Raw genomic sequence first — 17,607 nt, forward strand, 5'->3', positions numbered from 1 at the left:
AACTAAGGTTTGTCGGCGACCTTGATAGCTGTTCCGGCTACACGTAGATGTTGCGCAATCCATATCGTGAGTACACCGCACGCGACGGCAATATAGCCGACCGTATCGTAATGGTCGATTTGTCCGCTGGGTGTACGCGTGATGATCAAGCCTGCCACCAGCGTCGCCAGTCCTGACGACAACATCTGTACCGACGACACCAGACTCATGAATGTGCCGCGCACTTGAGCTGCCGGCACGGCGCTCACCATCGCCATGCCCGGCACCATGCGGCCAGGCACGAGGATGAAGAACAGCGTTGAGTTAATCAGTACCAGCCACCATGCGACCGGGAATAAATGCGTGGTGATCAGCAAGGGAATAAACGATGCCAACGCCACCCAGCGGAACATTTTCAGCTTGCCGTGCTTGTCCGACATTCTGCCTATCAATTGCGAAGTGAAGAAGGTCGCAGCACCGCCGCATAGATAAATCACGGTGATGAACGATTCCGTCATGCCGACATTGCTGGTCAAATAAATCGGGATATACGGGATCACCGTAAAGCCCGCCATCATGATCAATGCGATGAACGCGAACGCAGTTAAATGGCTAGGTTCTTTGGCCACGGCAAACAACTGCTGGAAAACATTTCCAACTCGTTTGTTTTGTAAATGTGCAGTCAGATGTGGCAATAATTTATAGCCGATCAGCCAGAAAGTCGACGCCAGCAAGACGATGAAAAAGAACGGCGCGCGCCAACCGAGGTCAGTGAAGGTTGATGCTAATAACAAGCCGAGCGGCACGCCTGCGACTGTCGACATTGAGAAGGCCGTCATCACCGTGCCCATTGCTTTGCCGCGACGCTCAAATGGAATCACGTCAGCCACCATCGTTTGTACCAACGCACCTAAAATGCCGCCGAATGCACCAGCCAATGCGCGCGCAATCAGCAGCGCGGTGTAATTGGGGGCAAGGCCGCAGCACAAGGTCGCAATGATGAACAAGGCATACAGCGTCAGCATCAGCTTGCGTCTGTCAAAACGATCGATATAAGTAGCAGCCAGCAAGCTCGAAGCAGCAGCGGTCAACGTGTATGACGACAGCAACAAACCAAATTGATGGGTGTCAATCTGCAAGACTCGGATCAGCTGCGGGCCGAGCGGCATCATGATCATGAAATCGAGAATGTGCGTGAACTGTATGCCGGCAATCGTGAACAAAAAGAACCGTTCATTTTTGACTAAGGGGTTTGGTGGTGCTGCTTGCAAAGAGGGTCTGCCGGTTAAGATTTTAAGGACGTATCGGGCTTGATCGATTGCTGAAAATTTATTGTTGAAAATTCAGTATCTGCATTCGATCAAACGGGATTTTATGCGCACTAGTCTAGCCGGTTTGCAGCATGCTTGCTGGCCGATTAAGGTGACAATTAATCAGGAGAAATTTAATGGTGGCTATCGTATAGTGTCGCTTGTGCTGGAAGCGATTGCATCGGTCGGGCGAATATTCATGTAGGTACATCGAGGCAGAACATATGCAAAATATGATGAGTAGTTTGGTCAAAGCGGACACAGGTACAGAGGTGCTCTCATGATGTGGTTCGCCGCCTACGTACTCGCTGGTGCATTTGTCGGCGTGCTGGCCGGCCTGCTTGGCATTGGTGGTGGCATGACCTTGGTGCCTGTCATGGCTGCACTGTTCGCCGCGCAGCATTTTGCGCCGGATCATATCGTGCACATGGCACTAGCCACCTGTATGGCTTCGATTGCATTCACGTCCGGCTCCAGTGTGCGTGAGCATCTTAAATTTGATGGCGTTGATTTCAATATCGTGAAACGTATGACGCCGGGTTTGGTGCTCGGCAGTTTGCTGGCGACTTCTGTGTCAGCCTGGATTCCACAACGTCATTTGGCGCTGAGTTTTTCCGTGATTGTGTTCTTTGGTGCGACACAAATTCTGTTGAATAAAAAGCCGAAACCTTCTCGCACACTTCCTTCTGCATGGCCTTTGTTCTTCGTCGGTTTGGTGATCGGTATCATCGCCGGGCTGGTGTCTGCTGGCGGCGCATTCTTGACTATTCCATTCATGCTGTGGTGCGGTGTGCCTATGAAGAAAACCATAGGCACGGGCGCGATGATGGGCATTCCGCTGGCGGTGGTGGGGACTATAGGCTACATCATCTCTGGCTGGAACGTGCCGGATTTGCCATCTGATGCAGTGGGCTTTATTTCAACGATTGCGCTGGTCGGAATTGTCTGCGGCAGTGTGGTCACCGCCCCATTCGGCGCACGGTTGGCGCACCGCTTGCCGGTGCCAGTATTGAAACGCATTTTTGCCTGCCTGCTGTATGTGCTGGCCGCCAAAATGCTGTGGACTTATTGGTAGGGATTAAATGAAATTGGCCAGCGCGACGTGGGTCGAGCTGGCCAATAAAATCAGTCTGTGATCAAGATCGATCACAAACAATGATCAGTTTTTACGAGAGAATTTCTCTGCCAGTTGGCTGAGTTTATCAGCGCGCAGACGATCTGCTTCTTCGGCTTGTTTTTTGGCTGCTTCCGCTTTGCGTTGGGTTTCTTCAGCTTGACGTTGCGCCTTGCGTTGATCCGCATTCTTCTTGAAGCGTTCCTTCAAGGTAGTGGTCGCATGGCTGCGGTGCACGTCTGTGACTTCATCCGCTTGCGAACCATCAAGGTTAAAACGCACCGTGGCTTTTTCCATGCCCTTTAAATACCGCAGGGAATTGGTATGTATGCCCATTGCCGTACGCAAGGTTTTGCGGCTGACATCAGGGATTTGAGCAAACAATTGTTTGTCGATGCCGATGGCTAAAGGCTGAAATTCGCCGAAGACGGTGAATTTTTCCTGAAGCTCTTTAAGCAGAACACGGGCGGATTGAAACGGATTAGGCGTTGGTTCGGTAGTCGTCATGAAACAGTCGAGCAATGGTGAGCTTGGGTGCGCAGGATATCATGCTAGCGGCTGATTTCCTGCAGTTGTGTGTTTTTATCTGAGCGCAAGACGACGGAAGTTATCGCAACGTGTACAGTGTGCGCACGAATTATTCAGCAGACGACGAGATGCAATGATGTACGACGATGACGAAAAAACTTACGACGAGCCGATAGAGCGTCCCTGGATTGTTTTAAAAACCACTTATGACGTGGAAGCATGGATAGATCATCAAAATCGCGCGATCCAGCAATTAATCAATAGCAATAAAGCAAGCGGCTGGGGTATTTGCTTCGGTTTGAGTGAGGGCGGAGAAATTTTTTTGCATACGACGTCGGAAGGCGATGTGCTGCTAGACGTTACGCCTGAAGCCGAATGGGTCGCGCCATTGATCTCTGCCGCGACTGAAGTCGAGATACCTGCGGGGCAGATATGGGCCTTGCCCGGTGATAGATTGACGCAACTGGTGTTTGGCTTGAGCAGCCTGATTGCGACGACCCGCTTGGTGGGTGAACATAACTTCAATATAAAGAAACGGTATTAGATTTTTGGATGGAAATTTTCTCGAAACTCAGAATTTCTCGATCTGATCACATAGTCGAATGCATATGAAAAAAGGGCGAACCAGTATTATTAGTTCGCCCTTTTTGTTAGCTTTAAGACGACCGCCGTTGGGCGCTCGCCTTAAGCCGAATTACATTACGCTGCTGCCGCGTGACTGTGACGTTTGCTCAAGTAAGTACCAACAATCACGACGCCAATTGCCAATACCAGACCTGGAATGCTCAGGTGGCTATGGCCGAACAAGGCGACTTCGTGGTGTGGAATGTTCGCTGCGATCCATGGTGTGACGATAGGATCGGAGAACAACATTTCACCAGCCAGATAACCCAGCAGTGCAGCGCCCAAGGTGATGATGATAGGGAATTTTTCCATCAACTTCAGCACGATTGCGCTACCGAACACGATCAGCGGAACGCTGATTGCCAGGCCGATCACCAACAGAGTGACATTGCCATTTGCAGCTGCAGCAACGCCGAGCACGTTATCGAGACTCATGACCAGATCGGCAACCAGAATGGTTTTGATTGCGCCCCACAGGTTGGAGTGGCCTTCGATATTTTCTTCGCCGTCACCTTCGGCCAACAATTGCACGCCGATGTAGAACAACAGAACTGCACCGATCAATTTCAGGTACGGCAGAGTCAGCAATTGCAATGCGAAGATGGTCAAAACGATACGCAGGATAATCGCTGCTGCGCTACCCCAGATGACGGCCATTTTCTTTTGTTTCGGTGGCAGCGATTTCGCGGCCAGCGCGATCACAACGGCGTTATCGCCAGACAGCACGATGTTGATCAGGATGATGTTGCCGAGTGCGGCCCAGAATGCCGCGGTTCCTATAAATTCCATGTCTTCCTCAAGGTTTATTAAGTAAAAGTGGCGGTCGACGTACGACCATGTAGTTGTCGATTGTCAGGAAAATCCGAAAAATCTTTTTTTGCCACTACGTATTCGCGTGCGCGACATTTCGTTTTAAGCGGAATGCCTGCGGTTCAGGGTAAAACTACACAAAAACCGTGGGAGAAGTTGAATTGCCTAGGCAAGACTGCTTCAGTGCACAGGCGCAGATTAGCGCCGAGGAACTTAATTAGCCGTGAGAAAAGTGTTAGTTTTCCGTTAAAATTGCCTTAAAAACAATTCGGAAATTACTGCCATTTTTTGGATTATTTTCGACATGTAGTGTAGAGCCTAGGTATTCGCAGATGCGCACGACTAGCGCGAGACCCAGTCCGGTGCCGGCGGAACCTACAAGTGGTTTTGCGGAAGGATTATTTTGCAGGCGTGCTTGTATCGATTCTGGCAAGCCGGGACCGGTATCTTCGATGATGACCGAGTGGCCAATCATCTTGACGGTGACCGAGCCTTGTTCGGTGTATTGGCAGGCATTGCGGATCAAATTGCCAATGGCTGCCGTCAATAATTCTTCGCGTGCCGCCACTTGGAAATCTTCGCCCTCTATAAACGTCAGTGTGACGGGTTTGTTTGCGATGAAATGCTGGCATCGGGCGATTTCAGCATGAATGACATCTGCGATCGAGGTTTCCGGCCGATTGATTTGATCTGGTGCGCGCGCCAGCTGCAGCAGTACTTCAACGCACTCATTGGCTTCTTTTGCGGCGCGCAGGATGCGTTCAGCCGGTGCGTGCAATGCGGGTTGCTGGGCGGTCTGATCGAGTAGTAACTCGGCTGCGCCGGTAATAATCGTGAGTGGCGTGCGCAACTCGTGGCTGACGTCGCCGGTGAAGAAGCGTTCACGCGCGAGGAATTGTTTTAGCTCAGTGGTGTGGGCGGCAAATGCGCGCGCCAATATGCCGAGTTCATCCTTGCTATTAAGCAGCGGGAATTCTGATGGATGGCTATTGTCTTTGACGGCCGCGGCAAGCTCGATAATCGGATCGACAAAGCCGCGCGCGATAAAGCTGCCCAGAAACAGCGACAACGCGACGAAGCCGAGAAAGCCGGCCATGATCATCGCGTAAATAACGTGTTCGATATTTTTGTATTCGCTGGCGCGATCGACGACCACATAAGTGCCAGCATCGTCTTGGCCGACTAGCAGATGGACGACTTTTCCTTCGAAGCTTTCCTTGGCGACGCCGAGCGGCATGCCGCGCAACGGTTCGGGAATATCTTCGCCATGATAAAAACTGACATCGGATGGCATTTCGGTCGGCATGCCAACCGCGTGACGCGGCGAAGCCCAGGCAGCGATGCTGCGCAAATGTTCATCGACCAGTAAATCTTCAGTACCTTCAATGGCAACGGCGACTACCGCGCCAAAGAAAGTACAAATCGCGAGTGCGAAAAGAAGGTAGGCAACGACTATCCGTCGCCGTAATGAACTACGTCGTTTCATCCGAGCCTACCAAGCGGTAGCCTATGCCCTGAACGGTGCGCAACATCGCAAATGGATGTGCCTTATCCAAGGCCTGACGCAGAGCGTGGATATGCGTGCGTAGTGCATCGCTGTCTGGCGGATGATCGCCCCAGACTTCCAGTTCCAACGTTTCGCGCGAGACGACTTTAGGTGCTTCTTTCATCAGGCAGCCAAGGATCTTGAAACCTGTTTTGGTCAAGGTCACGGGCATGCCACCGCGTTTAACTTGATAAGTCGAGGTGTCGAATACCAGATCGCCTACGCTCAAGAAGTTGGTGCCCTGATTTTTGCCACGTGCACGACGTATCAATGCTTTCAGGCGGACTTCTACTTCCAGCAGCGAAAACGGTTTGACCAGATAGTCATCGGCGCCACTGTCGAAGCCTGCAACTTTGTCGTCCAGCGTGTCACGCGCGGTCAGCATTAATACCGGTGTGTCGTTTTGCAATTCGTCGCGCATCTTGCGGCACAGTGTCAGGCCATCAATGCCTGGAATCTTGATGTCGAGGATAACGGCATCGTATTCATGTTGCGCCGCCAGTGCGAATCCTGCATAGCCGTTGGCTGCGCAATCGAGCACGTAGCCACGCGGCTCCAGAAACGCATACAGATTCGCGACGATATCGGCGTTGTCTTCAATAATCAAAATACGCATGGTAGGGAGGCGGTGTTCGCCTGTCATCACTTTCAGTTTCGGTTTGGACCATGAATAATCGTCGGCGCTTGGTATCTGCCTGCAGATTTATGCATGGATCTGGTCAAGTCCGCCATTATGCCTGCGTGAGTCTTGGCTATCTTGGCTTTCGCAGTTTTTCGTCGTATTTTTGGCTCGGGCATTCAAAAACTGCTATGGCTGTGGAATTGCACAGAATGATATCGCTCAGCGGGAAAACGCACAAAAGGAAGCATTAATTTCTGATAATTTGGCCACATGAATACCGTTCCGGTCAACTTTGATTTTTCCGTTTCGTCTGTGGAAGTCGCTCGACGTTTGATCGGCGTGACAGTGTTGGTCAATGGCGTCGGTGGCCGCATTGTGGAAACCGAAGCTTATGATCGAGAAGATCCTGCATCGCATAGTTTTGCCGGGCCAACATCCAGAAATATCACGATGTTCGGCGCTTGCGGCCACGCCTATGTCTATCGTTCGTATGGCATCCATTGGTGCCTGAATTTCGTCTGCCGCGAAGAAGGGCATGGTGCCGGTGTTTTGATTCGAGCCTTGGAACCGAACACCGGCATTGAGCTTATGCAAAAACGCCGTGGTATGGAAACCTTGCGTTTGCTGTGCGCCGGGCCGGGTCGCTTGTGCCAGGCTTTGGGCGTAACCCGAGAGCATGACGGCATGCGTCTGAACACCGCGCCGTTTGAGTTGTTGTTGCCTGATCAGCCTGTAGCCGAAGCGGATATTGTGGCTGGCGCGCGCATAGGAATATCAAAAGCCGTGGACATACCTTGGCGCTTTGGCCTCGCTGGCTCACGGTTTTTGAGTCGGCCTTTTGGTCGGAGTCACAAATGACCAGGCATCTTTCTTCCGTCCTGATTGGCTGCGCCGGCTGGAGCCTTTCGTCCAAGGTCGCGGCTGAATTTCCAGCGGTAGGTACGCATCTCGAGCGCTATGCTGCAGTTTTTTCCACAGTAGAAATCAACTCGTCTTTTTATCGTTCACATCAAGCCAAGACATATGCGCGCTGGCGGAATAGTGTGCCGGAAGATTTTCGCTTTTCGGTAAAGATTCCCCGCACTATTACGCATGAGCATCGCTTGCGCGAGACCGAACATTTACTTGATCAGTTTTTGCTGGAAGCAGGGCAGCTGGAAGAAAAGCTCGAATGCCTGTTACTTCAATTGCCGCCCAGCTTGAAATTTTCAACCGAAGAAGCGGCGGATTTTTTTGCGCTATTGCGTGGACGAACCAGGATGGCCGTTGCATGTGAACCGCGTCATGCGAGTTGGTTTTCCCACGAGGCTGAAGAGCTGATGCTTGAATATGCCGTCAGCTTTGTGCATGCTGATCCGCCGCCAGTAGTCGACATATCACGCAGTGCTGAGCCGCGCACTTTGTACATCCGTTTGCACGGCGCGCCGGAGATATATCGTTCAGCGTATAACGATGATTTTCTGGACGCCGTTGCCGCCAAAATAATGAAGGCACGCGATCAGGCTGATCGCATCTTCTGCATTTTTGATAACACGGCGGAAGGCGCAGCGATACCTGATGCACTGTCGTTGATACGGCGCCTAGCTCTTTGAATTGCCGCGAACAATCGTGGCGCATTTTATTTTGTTTTTGCCAAGGCCTTTTCGATATCAGCAACTAGCGATTTATTATCTGGCGTGATTTTTGACGGATAGCTTTGTACGACCTTGCCTTCGCGATCCAGCAGGATCTTGTGGAAATTCCATTTTGGCGGCGTTGCGCCAGCCTTCATCAATGATTGGTAAAACGCATTGCTGTTCGGTCCGATGACAGATGTTTTGGCAAACATCGGGAATTTGACGCCGTAGGTGTTATTGCAAAACTCTGCGATTTCCTTGTTCGCGCCTGGCTCTTGCTGGCCGAAGTCATTCGATGCAAAGCCCAATACGACCAGGCCTTGATCCTTGTATTTGGCATACAGTTTTTCCAAACCTTCGTACTGCACGGTGTAACCGCAATAGCTGGCGGTGTTGACGACCAAAATAACTTTGCCTGCATATTGGCAAAGATTTTGCGGCGCTTCATCTTGCAGACGTTGAACGGTATGGCTCAAGGTCGCAGGGCATGCGGCGTTGGCTGGGGTTTGTGCCGACGCGTGCGCACCTATGAAAAAACTCGATAGCAGGGCGCAGCGCAGGATCGTGGAAATGATTTTTTTCATGATGAGTGTGATTGTCGGATTTGGATGGATGCATCTTGCATCAAGATGCCGGGTTTGTCATGTTGGCCGCGTCAGAAGTTATTTGGCATAAGCTGCATTTCGGTAAAAGATGCTGCGCAAAAATGAATTGAATTCGCCGCATCAAGTTTCGCTTTTTTGTATGGAACGAGATGGTTCAAATTGGCGTCCAACACTTTACAAGTATGTCGTTTCAGGTTTTTTGCGACGCAAGAAAAATGAAAATCCACACTGAAAATAAGGCCATATATAAGCGAATTGCGGGGCTGTTGCTGGGTAATTCGCGAATTTCTTGGTAGAATCAAGCACTTAACTCAATTTTTAAGGCGCATATGTTGTACCCAGAATTGTTTAAATCCTTAGAGCAAGTTCGCTGGAACATGGAAAAAGATATTCCATGGGATCAGTTCGACGGCTCCAAACTCACTGATGAGCAGGCGCAAACCATACGCATGAATGCGATTACGGAATGGTCAGCCTTGCCTGCAACTGAAATGTTCTTGCGTGACAATCGCGGCGATAGTGATTTCTCTGCATTCATGTCGGTATGGTTTTTTGAAGAACAAAAGCATTCGCTGGTGTTGATGGAATATCTGCGCCGCTTCAAACCAGAGTTCGTGCCAACAGAAGAAGAGCTGCACAACGTGCGTTTCGAATTCGATCCTGCGCCTGCGCTGGAAACCTTGATGATGCACTTCTGCGGAGAGATCCGTTTGAATCACTGGTATCGCTGTGCGTCAGATTGGCACACCGAACCTGTCATCAAACAAATCTACAAAATCATCAGCCAGGACGAAGCTCGCCACGGCGGTGCTTATCTGCGCTACATGAAAAAAGCGTTGAACGAAGTAGGTGATACCGCTCGCGCTGCATTTGCAAAAATCGGTGTATTGATGGCTTCGGCGCGTCGTACCGAAAAGCCTTTGCACCCAACCAATCTGCACGTGAATCAATCGCTGTTCCCGAATGACACCGTGCAATCACGTTTGCCTGATCCGGAATGGCTGGAACGTTGGCTCGATGGTCAGATCAAGTTTGACGGCGAGTGGGAAAAGAAAGTCGTCGATCGGATTCTGCACAATATGTCGCTGTTGTTTGAGCGTACCTTTGGTTCCGTGCAGGAATTGAATCGCTATCGCAAGGAAGTTGTCACGCGTTTGGCGGCTGTGCAAGCGGTCTAATAGACGATTCCGCTTTCATACCTTTATATAAAAAGCCGCAGAATCTTTGCGGCTTTTTGTTTGTCTGAAATAGCTGGAAGTGCATCCGCTACAGCTTTTCGTGAGCACACAGATTCATCAGGAGAAAATAATGCAAAGACGTATTTTTCTACGCGCGGCACTGTTGGTAGGCGCAATGCCGACGCTGGCTTTAGCCAAAACTGATAAGCCGGTGATTGAGGTTTACAAGAGCGCGACTTGCGGTTGCTGTACGCAGTGGATAGAGCATTTGCAAGCGAATGGTTTCAAGGTGAATGCGCAGAATGTGCCGAACACCGCCGCATATCGTACCAAGTTAGGCGTGCCGCCTGCATTGGGTAGCTGCCATACCGGAACCATAGGTGGTTATGCGCTGGAAGGCCATGTGCCAGCGGCGGACATCAAACGCTTGTTGGCTGAAAAGCCGAAAGCAAAAGGTTTGGCGGTGCCCGGTATGCCGATGGGATCGCCAGGAATGGAAGTGCCGGGTGAGCCAGCTGATGCCTATGATGTATTGTTGTTTCAGGCGGATGGAAAAACGACGGTTTATAGACATTACGCTGCCAAGTAATTTCGAGATTTAAATAAAAAGGGACCTTATTTCAAGGTCCATTTTTATTTGTTCTGCTTGCCGATCAGCGTTATTCGAAGCTCGCTGTGCGGCACGTTCTCAATACGGCACGCTATCAATTAGTGATGCTGATGTTCATCTTTCTTGGCATCGGTATTTTTAGCTTTGTTTTCTTCAACAGAAATAACTGTTTCGATTTTCCCGGCTTTCTTGAATGTCAGCGTCAGCGGCAGTTTATCGCCAGCCTTGAGTGGCGCTTTCAAACCCAGCAACATGATGTGATAGCCGTCACCGGGTTGCATGACGATTTTTTCCTGCGGTTTGAGTTCGATGCTGCCTACTTCGCGCATGCGCATCACGTGATCTGCGGTCATCGTCATGGAGTGGATTTCTGCTGACTGAGCTGCCGGCGATTGCGCTGATATTAATGTGTCGGCTTGCTTGCCTTTATTTTCCATCGTCAGGTAAGCACCACCGCTGGTTTGTCCGGGTACGGTTGCGCGTGCATATGGGTGATTGATCTGTATGTCGCCTACGCGATATTCATGCGCCAGCGCAGCGCCACTGATGGATAAACCGACTAATAATCCGACCAGAGAGCTGGCGGAAACGAAGGAGCGCGAATTGAATTTCATACTATCCTTTGAATGAAAATTTTAATTGTTATGCAAGGCCAAGTGCAGGTGAGCATCGTAGCGCAAAACTAGACTTAATTTCCGCCAGCAAAACCGTTTTGCCGCCACGCTTCGTACACGACGACCGCAACCGTGTTCGACAGATTCAGGCTGCGATTATCCGGCCGCATAGGCAAGCGGATACGCTGTTCGCCAGGGAAAGAATTACGCAATGCGGGATCAAGTCCTTTGGTCTCCGAACCGAATACAAAAATATCGCCAGCTTGAAAAGCCAGGTTGGCAAATGGCGTCGAGCCATGCGTCGTCATCGCAAACATGCGCGCCGGATTCAAAGGCTGTTCGGCAGGGAATGAGGCGAGAAACGCCGCCCAGTCTTTATGCACTTTCATCTCGGCATAGTCATGGTAATCAAGTCCGGCGCGGCGCATCTTGGCGTCGTCCAGCGGAAAGCCGAGCGGCTCAATCAAATGCAATTGCGCGCCGGTATTGGCACACAGGCGGATGATGTTGCCGGTGTTCGGCGGGATTTCGGGTTCTACCAGTACTACATGAAACAAAACAATTCTCCTCGGCTTACTGCAGGGATCGGATGGCGCATTTTAATCTGATGTGCAGCCAATTACTTATGTGGTGTGCGCGCAAATACCAGATTGGTCACGCGGATGGCGCCATGACGTTTTAGCGTGGCGGCAATTTCATTCATGGTTTCCCCAGTGGTCATGACATCATCCACAAGACCTACATGTTGCCCTCGTACGAATTTTACGGCGTTGGCCGGCAGCGCAAATGCGTGGCGAATATTCCGATGTCGCTCAGCGGTAGGCAACATTGCCTGCATCAAGGTATCTCGGGTGCGCTCTATTAATTGCGGAGCGAGCGGGATGGCGATCGCCCGCGATAAGGGCTTGGCGATTTCCAGTGCCTGATTAAAGCCGCGCTCGGCTAGCCTCTTTTCGCCTAAAGGCACTGCAGCCAGCAAAGTCGGCATGGTGAAAGCCGCCTCACGCAAGATCGCGTCTCGCAACTTGTGCGCAAATAAAGGCGCCAAGGCCAGTCGATTGCCGAATTTGAGGGCAAGTACCAGTTGATCTATAGGCGCGATGTAATCGCTGGCGACGATGGTGGCGTCAAACGCCGGTGGATTACTTAGACAATTACCGCATCGCTCAGCTTTGTCGCTAGCGAAGGCCAGCGGAGACGCGCATTGTGCGCAGCGATGTGGATGCTGATTGAAGAATCGGGTGTTGCAGTCGCCGCAGAGTGAGTCTGCGCCGCTGACGCCGCACAATGCGCATGACGACGGCAGCGCCGCAGGCAGTTGCCGTATGAAATGCCGAGTCCAGTCGAGAAAACGATAAAGCATCGCGCAACCCAGCCTTCATACGTGTAAACTTGCGGCATTATCTCACTGAACCTTTGCCCTATTCGTGTCTTCCACTCCTGACTCCAGCCTTAGCGCACCGATTGACTTAAACCGGGTGCGTACTTTGTTCGATGAACCGGCACGTTTGGCCGAATCGAATTTTCTGCGTCGTGAAGTCGCGACCCGGATGCATGAACGTTTGGCGCTGGTACGTATTGCTCCTGAGCGCGTGCTCGACGCTGGTTGCGGCGAAGGCGCCGATCTGACGACTTTGCAAAAACGCTTTCCGAAAGCGGCGATGCTGGGCCTGGATGCATCGCAGGCGATGCTGGTCGAGGCGCAATCGGCTCAAACCGCGGCTTTGTCCTCGATGAACCGCTTGCTGCAACAATGGTTGCCAGCCGGGATGGGCCGGGAATCGAGCGCCAATTTGTTATGCGGTAATTTCTCCCAACTTCCGTTTGGGATTAATGCGGTCGATCTGGTGTGGTCGAATCTGGCTTTGCACTGGCATCCGCAACCGGATCGTGTGTTTGCCGAATGGCGTCGCGTATTGCGGCAAGATGGCTTGTTGATGTTTTCCTGCTTTGGCCCCGATACCTTCAAGGAACTGCGCGCGGCGTTTGCCGCGGCAGATAATGAGCCGCATGCGTTGCCGTTTGTCGACATGCATGATTTTGGCGATATGTTGGTGAATGCAGGCTTCTCGACGCCCGTGATGGATATGGAAACCTTGACCGTCACCTATGGCTCGGTTGAAAAACTAATGGCCGATGTGCGCGCTTGCGGCGGCAATCCGCTGGATACTCGCCGCCGATCTTTGCTCGGCAAGCAAGCGTGGCAGCGGGTAGTGGATGTACTGGAACAAAGCCGCGGCGCCGATGGCAAGATCCCGCTGACATTCGAAATTATTTATGGTCACGCATTTCGGCCGGCTCCTCGCACTACTGCCAGCGGTGAGTCTATTGTTCGATTTGATTTGCCAAAAAAATAAGAAATACGACAAGAAGAAAAGCCAGTGCACTTGCTGAAGTGACATGATTTAATAGGCAGAATAATCGTTCTAGCGCTACAGTAATTTTTGATGATGTGCGATTAAGTGTTGCGTACTTTCAGCATTTAATTCGAATAAAGCGGGCTAAATTCCTGTGCACTTGATAACACTGTCATTTCCGACTTATACTTCGACGGTTTTGCGTGGGCGTGACTTTGCGCGCACGCTCGGTCGCACGCAAGTATGCGGTTAGACTGAGGCGAGTGCAGGAATTGCCCGGTCAGTGCGGCGCAATTAATAAGTAGTACCGGAATCGCAAGCACACAATCAGATGTGTAGTTGATTTCAGATGGATCAAGAGGAGCATTCCCAAAAGAATGCGCTACAGGCTGGGGCTGGCAGTCTTGCCCGGCGGTGAACTGAATTCTTAATTCAGAATTCTTAATTTGGGCATTTGAGGAAATCATGGAACTTGCGAAGCGCCTTCAATCTTTGATGCTTGGTGCGTCGCTCCTGACGGCAGTTTTGCCGTCGTGGGCGGTGACCGATAGTCCAGGCGGACCTGCAGTACGTCAGCTCAATTTTCAGCCGCCTGTGACGCAGATCGCCGAACAGATCTATTCGCTGCATACATTGATGCTGATTATCTGTCTGGTGATTTTTTTCGCCGTGTTCGGTGTGATGTTTTATTCGATACTGAAGCATCGCAAGTCGCTCGGCCACAAGTCGGCCAAATTCCACGAAAGTACATTAGTTGAGATCGCATGGACGGTTGTTCCATTCCTGATCGTTATTGGTATGGCGCTGCCCGCTACCAAAACGGTGGTGGCAATGAAGGACACCTCGAATGCCGACATCACCATCAAAGCCACTGGCATGCAGTGGAAATGGGGTTACGACTACCTGAATGGCGAAGGCCAAGGCATCAACTTTCTGTCGAACCTGGCAACGCCGCGTGAACAGATCGTCGATTCCTCCATCGCTAAAAACCAAAACTACCTGATCGAAGTCGACAATCCAGTTGTCGTCCCAGTCAACAAAAAAATCCGTATCGTTTTGACCGCCAATGACGTGATTCACGCATGGATGGTTCCTGCATTCGGCGTCAAGCAGGATGCGATTCCTGGTTTTGTGCGCGATACATGGTTCAAGGCTGAAAAAATCGGCACCTACCGCGGTCAGTGCGCCGAGTTGTGCGGCAAGGACCACGCCTTCATGCCTATCGTCGTGAACGTGGTTAGCGAAGAAGATTACAAAGCCTGGGTTGACGGCAAGAAAAAGGAAATGGCTGCGAATGCAGACGATCCTAACAAGACCTGGACTGTGGATGAACTCGTGCAACGCGGCGAAAAAGTCTATACATCAAACTGTATCGCTTGCCATCAAGCAAACGGCAAGGGCGTACCAGGCAGCTTCCCTGCATTGGACGGTTCGCCTATCGTCACTGGTCCAAAACCTGCAAACATTCATATCTTGCTGGAAGGCAAGGGCGCTATGCCTGCATGGAAGCCTGTTCTGTCGGACACCGAAATTGCCGCGGTAATTACCTATACCCGCAATCACTGGTCCAACAAGGCTGCGGAAAATATTGTTCAACCAGCTGAAGTGCTGGCTGCGCGCAAGTAATCGAATCAGGAGATTGAGATGAGTACAACCGCAGTCGATCACTCACACGACGCAGCCCACGATCATTCGCACGACGATCATCACGGCGTGCCAGAAGGCTGGCGCCGCTGGGTCTATGCAACCAACCATAAAGATATCGGTACGCTGTATCTGTGGTTCTCTTTCACCATGCTGCTGTCTGGCGGTTTCTTGGCGATGTTGATTCGCGCCGAACTGTTCCAGCCTGGTTTGCAATTGATGCAACCTGAGTTCTTCAATCAGTTGACCACAATGCACGGCATCATGATGGTGTTCGGCGCGATCATGCCGGCCTTCGTTGGTTTCGCCAACTGGATGGTGCCGCTGCAAATCGGCGCATCCGACATGGCGTTTGCGCGGATGAACAACTTCTCGTTCTGGTTGTTGCCACCTGCTGCGATTCTGTTGGCGGTTTCGTTCCTGGTTCCTGGTGGCGCAACTGCTGCTGGCTGGACTTTGTATGCGCCACTGTCGACCCAAATGGGACCAGGCATGGATATGGCGATTTTCGCGCTGCATATCATGGGTGCTTCGTCGATCATGGGTTCGATCAACATCATTGTCACCATCTTGAACATGCGCGCGCCTGGCATGACATTGATGAAGTTGCCGATGTTTTGCTGGACCTGGTTGATTACTGCTTACCTGCTGATCGCTGTGATGCCGGTATTGGCTGGCGCGATCACGATGACACTGACCGACCGTCATTTCGGTACATCATTCTTTAACGCGGCTGGTGGCGGCGATCCTGTCATGTACCAACACATCTTCTGGTTCTTCGGACATCCAGAGGTGTACATCATGATTTTGCCGGCCTTCGGTATCGTGTCGCACATCATCCCAACCTTCGCACGCAAGCAGTTGTTCGGTTATGCATCGATGGTGTATGCAACGGCTTCGATCGCGATTCTGTCGTTCATGGTGTGGGCGCATCACATGTTCACCACCGGTATGCCGGTGACTGCGCAGTTGTTCTTCATGTACGCGACGATGTTGATTGCAGTCCCGACCGGCGTAAAGATTTTCAACTGGATCGCGACCATGTGGCGCGGCTCGATGACTTTCGAAACACCGATGTTGTTCGCGATTGGTTTCATCTTCGTGTTCACGATTGGTGGTTTTACCGGTCTGATTCTGGCGGTAACGCCTATCGATATTCAGTTGCAAGATACCTATTACGTGGTTGCTCACTTCCACTATGTGTTGGTGGCAGGTTCCTTGTTCGCGCTGTTCGCTGGCTTCTATTACTGGGGACCAAAGTGGACAGGTTTTATGTACAACGAAACCCGCGGCAAGATTCACTTCTGGGGTTCGCTGATTCTGTTCAATGTGACTTTCTTCCCTATGCACTTCCTGGGACTGGCCGGCATGCCGCGTCGTTACGCAGATTATCCAGCGCAGTTCACTGACTTTAATGTTATCGCATCGATCGGTGGTTTGGGCTTTGGCTTGATGCAGTTGTACTTCCTGTTTGCGGTGGTCATTCCATCGATACGTGGTGGTGTACCTGCTGCTGACAAACCTTGGGAAGGTGCAGAAGGCCTCGAATGGACAGTGCCTAGTCCAGCGCCTTTCCATACATTTGAAACACCACCGACTGTTAAGTAAATGGAGCGGCGGCCTCATGTTGAATGAGGCTGCCTTCATATGACGGATCAAAAAAAGCGTAATCTGCGTACAGGATTGCTACTAGCAGCGGTCGCAATAGCTTTCATGCTGAGCGTGGTTGTCAAACGTATTTGGTTTAGTTAGGGCGAGATGGATAACCAGACAGAACCAACAGGCAGATTGAATGCCCGGATGTTCGGCAAACTTATCGTGATTGCCGTAATGATGTTTGGTTTTGGTTATCTGCTGGTGCCGCTTTACAAACAAATTTGTGAATTGACTGGCGTCAATATCCTGACCTCGCAAGAGATGAAGGTAAAGCCTATCGATAATTCGCAAATCGACAAGAGCAGGACGATTACGGTTGAGTTTGATGCGAATGCGCAGGGCCCGTTTCGGTTTCGACCAACCGTCAGCAGCATGCAAGTGCATCCGGGTGAAATGACCCAAGTGCTTTATGAGGTGGTGAATACGCAAAAGCGTAGTGTAGAAGCACAGGCAATTCCAAGCTATGCGCCGCAACAAGCTGCAGCGCATTTCAAGAAAGTGGAATGTTTCTGTTTCCAGCAGCAGACGCTGGAAGCAAATCAAGCCAAGCAAATGCCTGTGGTGTTTTATCTGGATCCGGCTTTGCCCAAGGATGTAAAGACGATTACTTTGTCTTATACCTTCTTCGAGATAGCCAAGCCTGAAAAAACGGTTGAGTTAAAACCGGCAGTAGCAGGATAAGAATAATAAATACGGAATACGACGGCGATCATGTCGCCAGGTTTAAATGGAATTGAATTGCGGTGCTCATGGCTTGAAGTTGCCCTTGCACCGTAACTATTTGAATTTTGTAT

General features: G+C 51.1%; 20 protein-coding genes. 11 read left to right on the forward strand and 9 right to left on the reverse strand.

Annotation, left to right across the window (positions count from 1 at the left end):
* Positions 1-2: 2 nt before the first annotated feature.
* A complete protein-coding gene (locus Q7T66_RS14440; RefSeq protein WP_304933951.1) occupies positions 3-1,202 on the reverse strand; it encodes an MFS transporter in 1,200 nt (399 codons plus the stop codon).
* A 367-nt stretch (positions 1,203-1,569) separates the two neighbouring features.
* Between Q7T66_RS14440 and Q7T66_RS14435 the strand changes: the two genes are divergently transcribed.
* Positions 1,570-2,364, forward strand: a complete 795-nt coding sequence (locus Q7T66_RS14435; RefSeq protein ID WP_304933952.1) for a sulfite exporter TauE/SafE family protein — start codon at positions 1,570-1,572, stop codon at positions 2,362-2,364.
* Between the two features lie 84 nt (positions 2,365-2,448).
* On the opposite strand, the gene Q7T66_RS14430 is transcribed toward Q7T66_RS14435, so the two are convergent.
* The gene (locus Q7T66_RS14430; RefSeq protein WP_304933953.1) at positions 2,449-2,910 is read right to left on the reverse strand and encodes a ProQ/FINO family protein; all 462 of its coding nucleotides are present in this window, start codon (positions 2,908-2,910) and stop codon (positions 2,449-2,451) included.
* A 154-nt stretch (positions 2,911-3,064) separates the two neighbouring features.
* Between Q7T66_RS14430 and Q7T66_RS14425 the strand changes: the two genes are divergently transcribed.
* Entirely contained in the window at positions 3,065-3,475 is a 411-nt protein-coding gene (locus Q7T66_RS14425; RefSeq protein ID WP_304933954.1) for a hypothetical protein, read from the forward strand.
* A gap of 155 nt (positions 3,476-3,630) precedes the next feature.
* Here the strand turns inward: Q7T66_RS14425 and Q7T66_RS14420 are convergent, their stop codons facing one another.
* The 3 genes from Q7T66_RS14420 to Q7T66_RS14410 all read right to left on the reverse strand — a co-directional run bounded on the left by Q7T66_RS14420 (position 3,631) and on the right by Q7T66_RS14410 (position 6,527).
* Entirely contained in the window at positions 3,631-4,344 is a 714-nt protein-coding gene (locus Q7T66_RS14420; protein WP_304933955.1) for a TerC family protein, read from the reverse strand.
* Between the two features lie 256 nt (positions 4,345-4,600).
* The gene (locus Q7T66_RS14415) at positions 4,601-5,851 is read right to left on the reverse strand and encodes a HAMP domain-containing sensor histidine kinase (protein ID WP_304933956.1); all 1,251 of its coding nucleotides are present in this window, start codon (positions 5,849-5,851) and stop codon (positions 4,601-4,603) included.
* Positions 5,838-6,527: a response regulator transcription factor gene (locus tag Q7T66_RS14410; RefSeq protein ID WP_112990773.1), complete on the reverse strand. Its 690-nt coding sequence runs from the start codon at positions 6,525-6,527 to the stop codon at positions 5,838-5,840. Before Q7T66_RS14410 ends, Q7T66_RS14415 begins: the two co-directional genes overlap by 14 nt.
* Before the next feature lie 276 nt (positions 6,528-6,803).
* Between Q7T66_RS14410 and Q7T66_RS14405 the strand changes: the two genes are divergently transcribed.
* A complete protein-coding gene (locus Q7T66_RS14405) occupies positions 6,804-7,391 on the forward strand; it encodes a DNA-3-methyladenine glycosylase (RefSeq protein ID WP_304933957.1) in 588 nt (195 codons plus the stop codon).
* Entirely contained in the window at positions 7,388-8,125 is a 738-nt protein-coding gene (locus tag Q7T66_RS14400) for a DUF72 domain-containing protein (protein ID WP_304933958.1), read from the forward strand. Before Q7T66_RS14405 ends, Q7T66_RS14400 begins: the two co-directional genes overlap by 4 nt.
* A 26-nt stretch (positions 8,126-8,151) precedes the next feature.
* Here Q7T66_RS14400 and Q7T66_RS14395 read toward each other — a convergent pair whose 3' ends face one another.
* On the reverse strand, positions 8,152-8,733 hold the full coding sequence (locus tag Q7T66_RS14395; protein ID WP_304933959.1) for a glutathione peroxidase: 582 nt from the start codon (positions 8,731-8,733) through the stop codon (positions 8,152-8,154).
* A gap of 350 nt (positions 8,734-9,083) precedes the next feature.
* Here Q7T66_RS14395 and Q7T66_RS14390 point away from each other — a divergent pair, with 350 nt between their 5' ends.
* Both Q7T66_RS14390 and Q7T66_RS14385 read left to right on the forward strand, forming a co-directional pair.
* Positions 9,084-9,932, forward strand: a complete 849-nt coding sequence (locus tag Q7T66_RS14390; protein WP_304933960.1) for a diiron oxygenase — start codon at positions 9,084-9,086, stop codon at positions 9,930-9,932.
* A gap of 130 nt (positions 9,933-10,062) precedes the next feature.
* Positions 10,063-10,521, forward strand: coding sequence for a DUF411 domain-containing protein (locus tag Q7T66_RS14385; protein WP_304933961.1), 459 nt, complete (start codon positions 10,063-10,065; stop codon positions 10,519-10,521).
* Positions 10,522-10,640: 119 nt separating this feature from the next.
* On the opposite strand, the gene Q7T66_RS14380 is transcribed toward Q7T66_RS14385, so the two are convergent.
* The 3 genes from Q7T66_RS14380 to Q7T66_RS14370 all read right to left on the reverse strand — a co-directional run bounded on the left by Q7T66_RS14380 (position 10,641) and on the right by Q7T66_RS14370 (position 12,519).
* Positions 10,641-11,156, reverse strand: a complete 516-nt coding sequence (locus Q7T66_RS14380) for a copper chaperone PCu(A)C (RefSeq protein WP_304933962.1) — start codon at positions 11,154-11,156, stop codon at positions 10,641-10,643.
* 74 nt (positions 11,157-11,230) lie between these two features.
* A complete protein-coding gene (gene trmL / locus Q7T66_RS14375) occupies positions 11,231-11,713 on the reverse strand; it encodes a tRNA (uridine(34)/cytosine(34)/5-carboxymethylaminomethyluridine(34)-2'-O)-methyltransferase TrmL (protein WP_304933963.1) in 483 nt (160 codons plus the stop codon).
* A 62-nt stretch (positions 11,714-11,775) separates the two neighbouring features.
* Positions 11,776-12,519, reverse strand: a complete 744-nt coding sequence (locus Q7T66_RS14370) for a ComF family protein (protein ID WP_304933964.1) — start codon at positions 12,517-12,519, stop codon at positions 11,776-11,778.
* A gap of 64 nt (positions 12,520-12,583) precedes the next feature.
* Here Q7T66_RS14370 and Q7T66_RS14365 point away from each other — a divergent pair, with 64 nt between their 5' ends.
* From Q7T66_RS14365 to Q7T66_RS14345, 5 genes are all read left to right on the forward strand, one after another.
* Positions 12,584-13,513, forward strand: a complete 930-nt coding sequence (locus Q7T66_RS14365; protein ID WP_304933965.1) for a methyltransferase domain-containing protein — start codon at positions 12,584-12,586, stop codon at positions 13,511-13,513.
* 465 nt (positions 13,514-13,978) lie between these two features.
* Positions 13,979-15,139: a cytochrome c oxidase subunit II gene (gene coxB / locus Q7T66_RS14360; RefSeq protein WP_304933966.1), complete on the forward strand. Its 1,161-nt coding sequence runs from the start codon at positions 13,979-13,981 to the stop codon at positions 15,137-15,139.
* A gap of 18 nt (positions 15,140-15,157) precedes the next feature.
* Positions 15,158-16,765, forward strand: a complete 1,608-nt coding sequence (ctaD, locus tag Q7T66_RS14355) for a cytochrome c oxidase subunit I (RefSeq protein ID WP_304933967.1) — start codon at positions 15,158-15,160, stop codon at positions 16,763-16,765.
* A gap of 39 nt (positions 16,766-16,804) precedes the next feature.
* Entirely contained in the window at positions 16,805-16,909 is a 105-nt protein-coding gene (locus Q7T66_RS14350; RefSeq protein ID WP_304933968.1) for a cytochrome oxidase small assembly protein, read from the forward strand.
* A gap of 6 nt (positions 16,910-16,915) precedes the next feature.
* The gene (locus tag Q7T66_RS14345) at positions 16,916-17,494 is read left to right on the forward strand and encodes a cytochrome c oxidase assembly protein (RefSeq protein WP_304933969.1); all 579 of its coding nucleotides are present in this window, start codon (positions 16,916-16,918) and stop codon (positions 17,492-17,494) included.
* The last annotated feature ends 113 nt before the right edge of the window (positions 17,495-17,607 follow it).

The sequence above is a fragment of the Herminiimonas sp. genome (assembly GCF_030655415.1).